The sequence below is a fragment of the Amycolatopsis sp. NPDC003861 genome, from assembly GCF_053605405.1.
The window spans coordinates 1-7,964 of sequence record NZ_JBSGJD010000345.1 but is presented as its reverse complement, the minus strand read 5'-3'; the positions used below and the strand labels follow the sequence as shown (position 1 = coordinate 7,964).

Here is a 7,964-nt window from a genome sequence, read left to right as displayed (position 1 = left end):
ACCCAGACCTACACCCACACGCCAACACTCCTCCCCTCCACGACGCTCATCCGATCTGCCGCGGCGGCCGGCCTTGCGCCGACCCGGCCCGGCCCACCCCAGGCGCGCACCGCCGCACCCAACCCCGCCCTCGCCCCAGCCCACCCCGCCCCGCAGCGGCCGGCCCCGGCCCCGCACAAGCCCATCCCGGGCGCGGCGCGGACATCGATGTCATTAATCCGAATTCTTGTCTTCCTTGTCTTCTTGACGCTCTCCAGGCCCGCGGCGGAAGCTTCCTGGCAACGTTGTCAGCATCCCGGCACCCCGCCCCGCCAGGTCCTCGGTTGCCGCCTGAAGAACGGAGTCCGCATGGCGGAGGAGAACGCGCGCGCGGAGGTGTCGGCCTTGTCCCGTCGGCACGTGCTGACGGCCGGAACCGGCTTGCTGGCCGGCTTCGGCCTCGCCGCCGTCCTGCCCGGGGTTGCCTCGGCGGCGCCCGCCGCGCCCGAGAGCCGCAAAAGCGATCTCGCCCTGTTCCGGCCGGTCCAGGTGTCCTCGACCGACTACGCCGCGACCCCGGCCGAGTTCGCCGTCGACGGGCTCGCCCAGGTCGGCGTCCGCGGCTCCGGCTGGCGGGCTGCCCAGGGGGACGGCCAGTGGATCGTCGTCGACCTGCAGGCGCCCTGCGCCATCGAGTCCGTCGTCCTCACCTTCGAGGCGCAGCCCGGCGATCCGGCCTTCGACGCCGGTGCCTCGCGATCCCGCACCAGCGGTTTCGAGGTCCAGTCCAGCTACGCGACGGCGTTCGACCTCGACGTCTCCGGCGACGGCAAGGCCTGGCGCACCGTCCACCACACCGAGGCCGGCGCCGGCGGTGTCGTCACGATCCCGGTGGCCGTCACCGCCCGCTGGGTCCGCTTCACCGCGAGCCGCCGCTCGACGAGCAATCCCTTGGGGCTCAACGGCTTCCAGGTCTTCGGCACCAGCCGCCAGACCCGGCCCGCCGTCCGCGGCTGGACGAGCTTCCCGGTGCGCCCGAACGACAACCCACCCTCGCTCGCCGTGGCGCCCGACGGCACCGTGCCGCTCGAATCCGGCTGGGTGCTCACCATGGACGACTGGGCGCCCACCGGCGACGGGAAGGCCCTCTCGGCGACCACTGTGGACACCCGCGGCTGGCTCCCGGCGACCGTGCCCGGCACCGTGCTGGCCTCGCTCGTCGAGCAGGGGCAGCTGCCGGATCCGGTGGCCGGGATGAACAACCTGCACGTCCCGGAAGCGCTCTCCCGCCACGCGTGGTGGTACCGCCGCCGCTTCGCCCTCCCGCGCGGCCTGGACACCTCCCCGGGCCGGCACGTCTGGCTGGAGTTCGACGGCGTCAACCACGAAGCGCAGATCTGGCTCAACGGGGCCGAAATCGCCACGCAGAGCCACCCCTTCGGCCGCGGTGTCCACGACGTCACCGCCGCGCTGCGCCGCACCGGCGAGCAGGTCCTGGCCGTGCGGGTCTCGCCGATGCCGCGGCCGGGCAGCCCCGGGGACAAGGGCTCCAACGGCAGCTCCTGGGTCGACGCAGGCGGCACGATGTTCGACAACTCGCCGACCTACCTCGCCGTGTCCGGCTGGGACTGGATGCCCGCGGTGCGCGACCGCGCGTCCGGCCTCTGGGACCACGTCCGCCTGCGCTCGACCGGCGCCGCCGTGCTCGGCGACGTCCGCGTCGACACGAAGGTGCCCGACGGCAAGACCGCCGAGGTGACGCTCACCGTCCCGGTGCGCAACGCGGCCGCGACCGCCCAGCGCGTCAAGGTCACCGCCGCGTTCGGCCCGGTGAAGCTGGCGGCCACGGTCACGATCCCGGCCGGGCAGAGCACCGACGTCGTGTTCCCGAAGCAGCGGGTCGAGAACGCGAAGCTGTGGTGGCCCAACGGCTACGGCGACCCGAACCTCTACGACCTGACGCTCACCGCGGCGATCGGCGCCGCCACGAGCGACCGCCGGACCGTCAAGATCGGCCTGCGCGAAATCGGCTACGTCTACGACCTGCCGATCGTCATCGCCGACGGCCGCGCCACCCAGACCGTCGACCTCGCGCCGCAGAACGCCCGGTTCGTCCGCATGCAGGGCCTCAAGCGCGCGACCAGCTGGGGGTTCTCGCTCTGGACGATGTCCGTGCAGGCCGGCTCGGGCCCCGACCTGGCCCAGGGCAACCCGCCCGAGCGCGCCTTCGACGGCGACCCGAACACCCGCTGGACGTCGGAATACAGCGACAACCAATGGCTGCAGGTCGACCTCGGCGCCCCGACGGCGTTCGACCGCGTCGTGCTGACCTGGGAAACCGCCTACGCGGCGACGTTCAAGATCCAGGTGTCGCAGGACGGCGGCAACTGGACCGACGTCGCATCGGTGGACAACAGCCCGAAGCCGCTGACCTTCCTGGTCAACGGCGTCAAGATCTTCGCCCGCGGCGGCAGCTGGGGCTGGGACGAGCTGCTGCGCCGGATGCCCGCCGAACGGGCCGACGCCGTCGTCGCGATGCACCGCGACATGAACTTCACGCTGATCCGCAACTGGGTCGGGTCGTCGTACCGGCCGGAGCTGTTCGATGCCTGCGACAAGTACGGCATCCTGCTGTGGAACGAGTTCTGGGACGGCTGGTCGACCGACCCGGCCAACCACGACATCTTCCTGGCGCAGGCGAAGGACACCGTGCTGCGCTACCGCCACCACGCGTGCGCGACGGTCTGGTTCGGCTGCAACGAGGGCACCCCGCCGCCGGTGATCGACAACGCGCTGCGGGACATCGTGCACGACAACACCGACCTGCTCTACCAGGGCAACTCCGCGGGTGGCGTGATCACCGGGGACGGGCCGTACTACTGGCAGGACCCGAAGCGGTACTTCACCGGTGAAGCGACCGGCGGGAAGTACGGGTTCTGGAGCGAAATCGGGCTGCCGACGGTGTCGGTCGTGGAGAGCATGCGCAACCTCGTCGGAAAGGACGACCCCGGCTGGCCGATCGGCGCGCCGTGGTTCCTGCACGACTGGTCCACGAACGGCAACCAGTCGCCGCAGAGTTACCTGGCCGCGATCGACGCGCGGCTGGCGCCGTCCACGAGCCTGGCCGAGTTCTGCCGTAAGGCGCAGTTCGTCAACTACGAGAGCATGCGGGCGATCTTCGAGGCGTGGAACACGAAGCTGTGGAACGACGCCACCGGCGTGCTGCTGTGGATGTCGCACCCGGCGTGGCACAGCACGGTCTGGCAGACCTACGACTACGACCTCGACGTCAACGGCAGCTACTACGGCGCGCGCAAGGGCTGCGAGGCCCGGCACGTCCAGGCCGACCTGACGACGTGGCAGGTGCGCGTGGTCAACCACACGCCGGCCGCGCTCACCGGCGTGACCGCCACGGCCCGGCTGTTCGGCCTCGACGGGACGGCGCTCGGCCGGGCCCAGCAGCAGAAGCTCGACGTGTCGCCGGTTTCGGCCGCGGCCGCGTTCACGGTCCCGTTCGACGCCGGCCAGCCGGACCTGCACCTGCTCCGCCTGACCCTGACCGACGGCCGGGGGACGGTGCTGTCGGAGAACACGTACTGGCGCTACCGGACGGACACGGCGATGCGCGCGCTCAACCAGCTCCCGGGCGCCCGCCTCACGACGTCGCTGAAGTCCGACGGCGACGGGTACACGGCGACGATCCGCAACGACGGCCGCACGGTGGCGGCGATGATCCGGCTGTCGCTGCGGGAGAAGAACGGCACCGACCGCGTGCTGCCGACCCGTTACGGCGACAACTACTTCTGGCTGCTGCCGGGGGAGAGCCGCACGGTCCGCGTCGAGCCGCGCCGGCGGGTCCCGAACGCGAAACTGCTGGTGGAGGCGTACAACGTGGCGGCGAAGCTGACCTAGCCGCGACGGCTCGCGCAGCTTGGCCGCGTCGACGCCGCCGTCGTCCACCCCGGCTCGGCGACATCTCCTGCCGGATCGTCCCCTGGTGGGAGGAGTTCGTCGGAGACGACCGAAGCAGATACTGAATTCGTCCGCTACGACGAACTACGCTGGCGGCGTCGCGCCTAGCTTCGGGAGGTGCTCGTCTCCATGAACCTGCGCCCGCACGCCGGCCTCGGCCGCGTCCTCGACGACCTGGGCGGCACGCTGCTGGACCTCGTCCTCGGCGACGGCGAGCGTCCGGGCGGCATCGGCGGTGTCGCCATCCACGATCCGCTCGACGAGCCCGCGCTGCCGCAGAACGCCCTCGTGCTGGGCGTCGGCCTCGCCGATCCGGACGAGGTCGTGCGGCAGCTGCGGACGCTGGCCCGCCACGACGCGGCCGGGCTCGTGCTGCGGGCCCCGGTCAAGGTGACGCCGGCGATCACCGCCGCCGTCGACGAGACCGGCGTCGCCCTGCTGAGCCTCGCCCGGGGTGCGTCCTGGGCTCAGCTCGCCGCGATGCTGCGCTCGCTGCTGGCCGAGGGCGACGTCGGGGACGCGCAGCGCGAGACCCTGGCCGGGCTGCCGTCCGGCGACCTGTTCGCCGTGGCCAACGCGATCGCCGCGCTGATCGACGCGCCCGTCACCATCGAGGACCGGCGCTCTCGCGTGCTCGCCTTCTCCGGACGGCAGGACGAGGCCGACCCGTCGCGCGTCGAGACCATCCTGGGCCGGCAGGTGCCCGAGCGGTTCGCGCGGATGCTGGCCGAGCGCGGGGTGTTCCGCGAGCTCTACCGCAGCGAGCAGCCCGTCTACGTCGACCGCCCGCCGGAGAGCCCGGAGGGGTTCATGATCCCGCGCGTCGCCGTCGCGGTCCGGGCGGGCGACGAGATCCTCGGCTCGATCTGGGCCGCGGTGAGCGCCCCGCTGACGCCCGACCGCGCGCAGGCTCTGCGCGACGCGGCCCGCCTGGTGGCCCTGCACCTGCTGCGCATCCGGGCCGGTGCCGACGTCGAACGGCGGCTGCGGGCGGACCTGCTGAGCACCGCCCTCGAAGGCGGGACCGGCGCACGCGAGGCGCTGAGCCGGCTCGGCCTGGCCGACCAGCCGGTGATCGTGCTGGCGCTCGCCGTCCTGGGCGCCGGAGCCGCCGACGCCGAGCTCGCCGCCGACCGGCAGCGCCTCAGCGACGGGCTGGCGATGCACCTGAGCGCGGTCCACCCGCGGTGCGCCGCCGCGCTCGTCGGCGACACGGCCTACGGGCTGGTGCCGGTGACCCGAGACACCGACGCCGAACAGCGTGCCCTGCGGATCGCCACGGACTTCCTCGACCGGGTCGGCGACCGGGCCCGGGCCGTGGTCGGCATCGGCCCGGTGGCCCGCAGCGCGGCCGAGCTGCCGGAAGCCCGCGGCAGCGCGGACCGGGCGTTGCGGGTGCTGCGCTCGGGCAGCGGCGCCGGCCGCCGGGTCGCCCTGCTGGCCGACGTGCACGTCGAGGCCCTCCTGCTGGAGCTGCAGGACCTGGTCGCCGCCCGCGGCGACCGCCCGACCGGCGTCGTCGCCCGCCTCCTCGACTACGACGCCCGGCACCACGCCCACCTCGTGGAGACGCTACGGGCCTGGCTGGACGCCTTCGGCGACGTCATCGCCGCCTCCGCGGCGGTCCACGTCCACCCGAACACCTTCCGCTACCGCCTCCGCCGCCTCGCCGAGGTCGGCGGCTTCGACCTGACGGACCCGCAGGCCAGGTTCGCGGCCATGCTCCAGCTCCGCGTGGTCGCCCCACCCGCCCCCTGACACCGTGCGGAAGTAGGCATCACGTGTGTCCCTTCCGGACACGGGTGGGGGGCGCGGAAATTGCGTTGGCCGGCGGGCGGGGGGTCGTTACCCTTCGCGGGGATTTGCCTGCCGCGTCGATCGAAGGGAGCCGGCCGTGCGTTGTCGCGTCGCCGTCGCTTCCCGGTCGCGGTCCGAGGTGATCCTGGTGTCTTCGCGTCCCCGGTGCCTGCCGCGCGGCCTGCACCGGACTCCGTGACAGTTCCTGACGACCGTCGCGGGGAATCGCGCCGTCCCGGTCACTTCGTCCACAAAGGACACCACTGTGTGCAACCTCCGCAACCTCGGCATCCTCGCCCACGTCGACGCGGGCAAGACCACCCTCACCGAGCGGATCCTGCACCGCACCGGCGCCACCCACAAAACCGGCGAGGTCCACGACGGCACCACCGTCACCGACTTCGACCCGCAGGAACGCGACCGCGGCATCACCATCTTCGCCGCGGCCGTCAGCTGCACGTGGGACGGCCACCGGCTCACCCTGATCGACACGCCCGGTCACGTCGACTTCACCGCCGAGGTCGAGCGCTCCCTGCGGGTGCTCGACGGCGCCGTCGCCGTGTTCGACGCCGTCGCCGGGGTCGAGCCGCAGAGCGAAACCGTGTGGCGCCAGGCCGATCGCTACGGCGTGCCGCGGATCGCGTTCGTCAACAAGCTCGACCGCGCGGGCGCCGACCTCGACACCGCCGTCGCCTCGATCCGGGCGCGGCTGCACCCGGCACCGCTGGTCGTGCAGCTGCCGATCGGCCGGGAGGACGGCTTCACCGGCGTCGTCGACCTGCTGCGCCCGCGGGACGTGCCGGACGACCTCGCCGCCGAGGCCCGCCGCCGGCGCCGGGACCTGGAGGAGGCCGTCGCCGAGCTGCACCCGGTGGCCCTCGACGAGTTCTGCGCCACCGGCCGGATCTCGGCGGAGACCCTGGAAAAGGCGCTGCGGGAGCTGACCCTCAGCGGCGACGGGCTCGTCGTGCTGTGCGGCGCGGCCTACCGCGACCGCGGGATCGAGCCGCTGCTCGACGCCGTCGTCGCGTACCTGCTGTCGCCGGCCGACGTCCCGCCGGTGCGGCCCGACCGGCCCGCCGACCCGGCGGCGCCGCTGGCCGCACTGGTGTTCAAGGTCGTCTCGACGACCACGGGACGGCTGACGTACCTGCGGGTGTACTCGGGAACGCTGCGGAAGGGAGACCGGGTGACGGACACCGAACGCACCGAACGCATCGCGCGCGTGCTGCGCGTGCAGGCGGACCGGCATTCCGAAGTGGACAGTGCGGTGGCCGGTGACATCGTCGCGGTCGCCGGGCCGAAGGCGGCGCGCGTCGGCGCCACCCTCTGCGCGCCCGGCGCTCCGGTGCTGCTGGAGCCACCGGCGACGGCGGACCCGGTGGTCTCGGTGGCGGTCGAGGCCCGGCGCGACGGCGACCGGCTCACGGCGGCGCTGGCCTGGCTGGCCGAGGAGGACCCGTCGCTGGTCGTGCGGGTCGATCCGGAGACCGGCCAGACGGTGCTGTCCGGGCTGGGTGAGCTGCACCTGGAGGTGTCGGTGGAGAAGCTGCGGCGGGACCGCGGCCTCGAGGTCGCGGTGGGCCGCCCTTCGGTGGCCTACCGCGAGACGGTGGTCAGCGGGGTGACCGGGCTGGTCTACCGCCACGTCAAGCAGGACGGCGGGGCAGGCCAGTTCGCCCACGTCGTCCTCGACGTCGCGCCGGCGGCCGAGGGCTTCGAGTTCGCCTCGGCGGTCGTCGGCGGCCGGGTGCCACGGGAGTACGTCCGCGCGGTCGAGGCCGGCTGCCGGGACGCCCTGGGCGAAGGACCGCTGGGCGGGCACCCGGTGACGGGCCTGCGCGTGACGCTGACCGACGGGGCGACGCACCCGAAGGACTCGTCGGACCTGGCGTTCCGCACGGCGGGCCGTCTCGGGCTGCGGGAGGCGCTGCGGTCGTCGGTGCTGCGGCTGCTCGAGCCGGTGGCCGAGGTGGCGGTCACGGTTCCGCCCGACGCCGTCGGCGGCGTGCTCGGCGACCTCGCGGCCCGCCGCGGCCGGGTGGCCGGCTCGGCGGTCCGGCAGGGGACGGCGGTGGTGACGGCGACGGTGCCGGTGGCGGAGCTGTTCGGCTACGCGACCCGGCTGCGCAGCCGCACGCAGGGCCGCGGCACGTTCACCGCCCGCCCGGTGGGCTTCGCGCCGGTGCCGTGAGGTCGAGGGTGGCGAGCCGGGG

General features: G+C 73.6%; 3 protein-coding genes. All 3 read left to right on the top strand.

Features of this window, described 5'->3' with window-relative positions; genetic code table 11:
* Window positions 1–348: 348 nt before the first annotated feature.
* The 3 genes from ACWEVN_RS44170 (at window position 349) to fusA (ending at window position 7,942) form a co-directional block, all read left to right on the top strand.
* Window positions 349–3,891 (top strand): discoidin domain-containing protein, encoded by a 3,543-nt coding sequence (locus tag ACWEVN_RS44170; RefSeq protein WP_452055266.1) that lies wholly within the window; start codon window positions 349–351, stop codon window positions 3,889–3,891.
* A gap of 189 nt (window positions 3,892–4,080) precedes the next feature.
* Entirely contained in the window at window positions 4,081–5,709 is a 1,629-nt protein-coding gene (locus ACWEVN_RS44165) for a PucR family transcriptional regulator (protein ID WP_452055267.1), read from the top strand.
* A 304-nt stretch (window positions 5,710–6,013) separates the two neighbouring features.
* Window positions 6,014–7,942 carry an elongation factor G gene (gene fusA, locus ACWEVN_RS44160; protein WP_452055265.1) on the top strand — a complete coding sequence of 643 codons (1,929 nt, stop codon included), beginning with the start codon at window positions 6,014–6,016 and terminating at the stop codon, window positions 7,940–7,942.
* The last annotated feature ends 22 nt before the right edge of the window (window positions 7,943–7,964 follow it).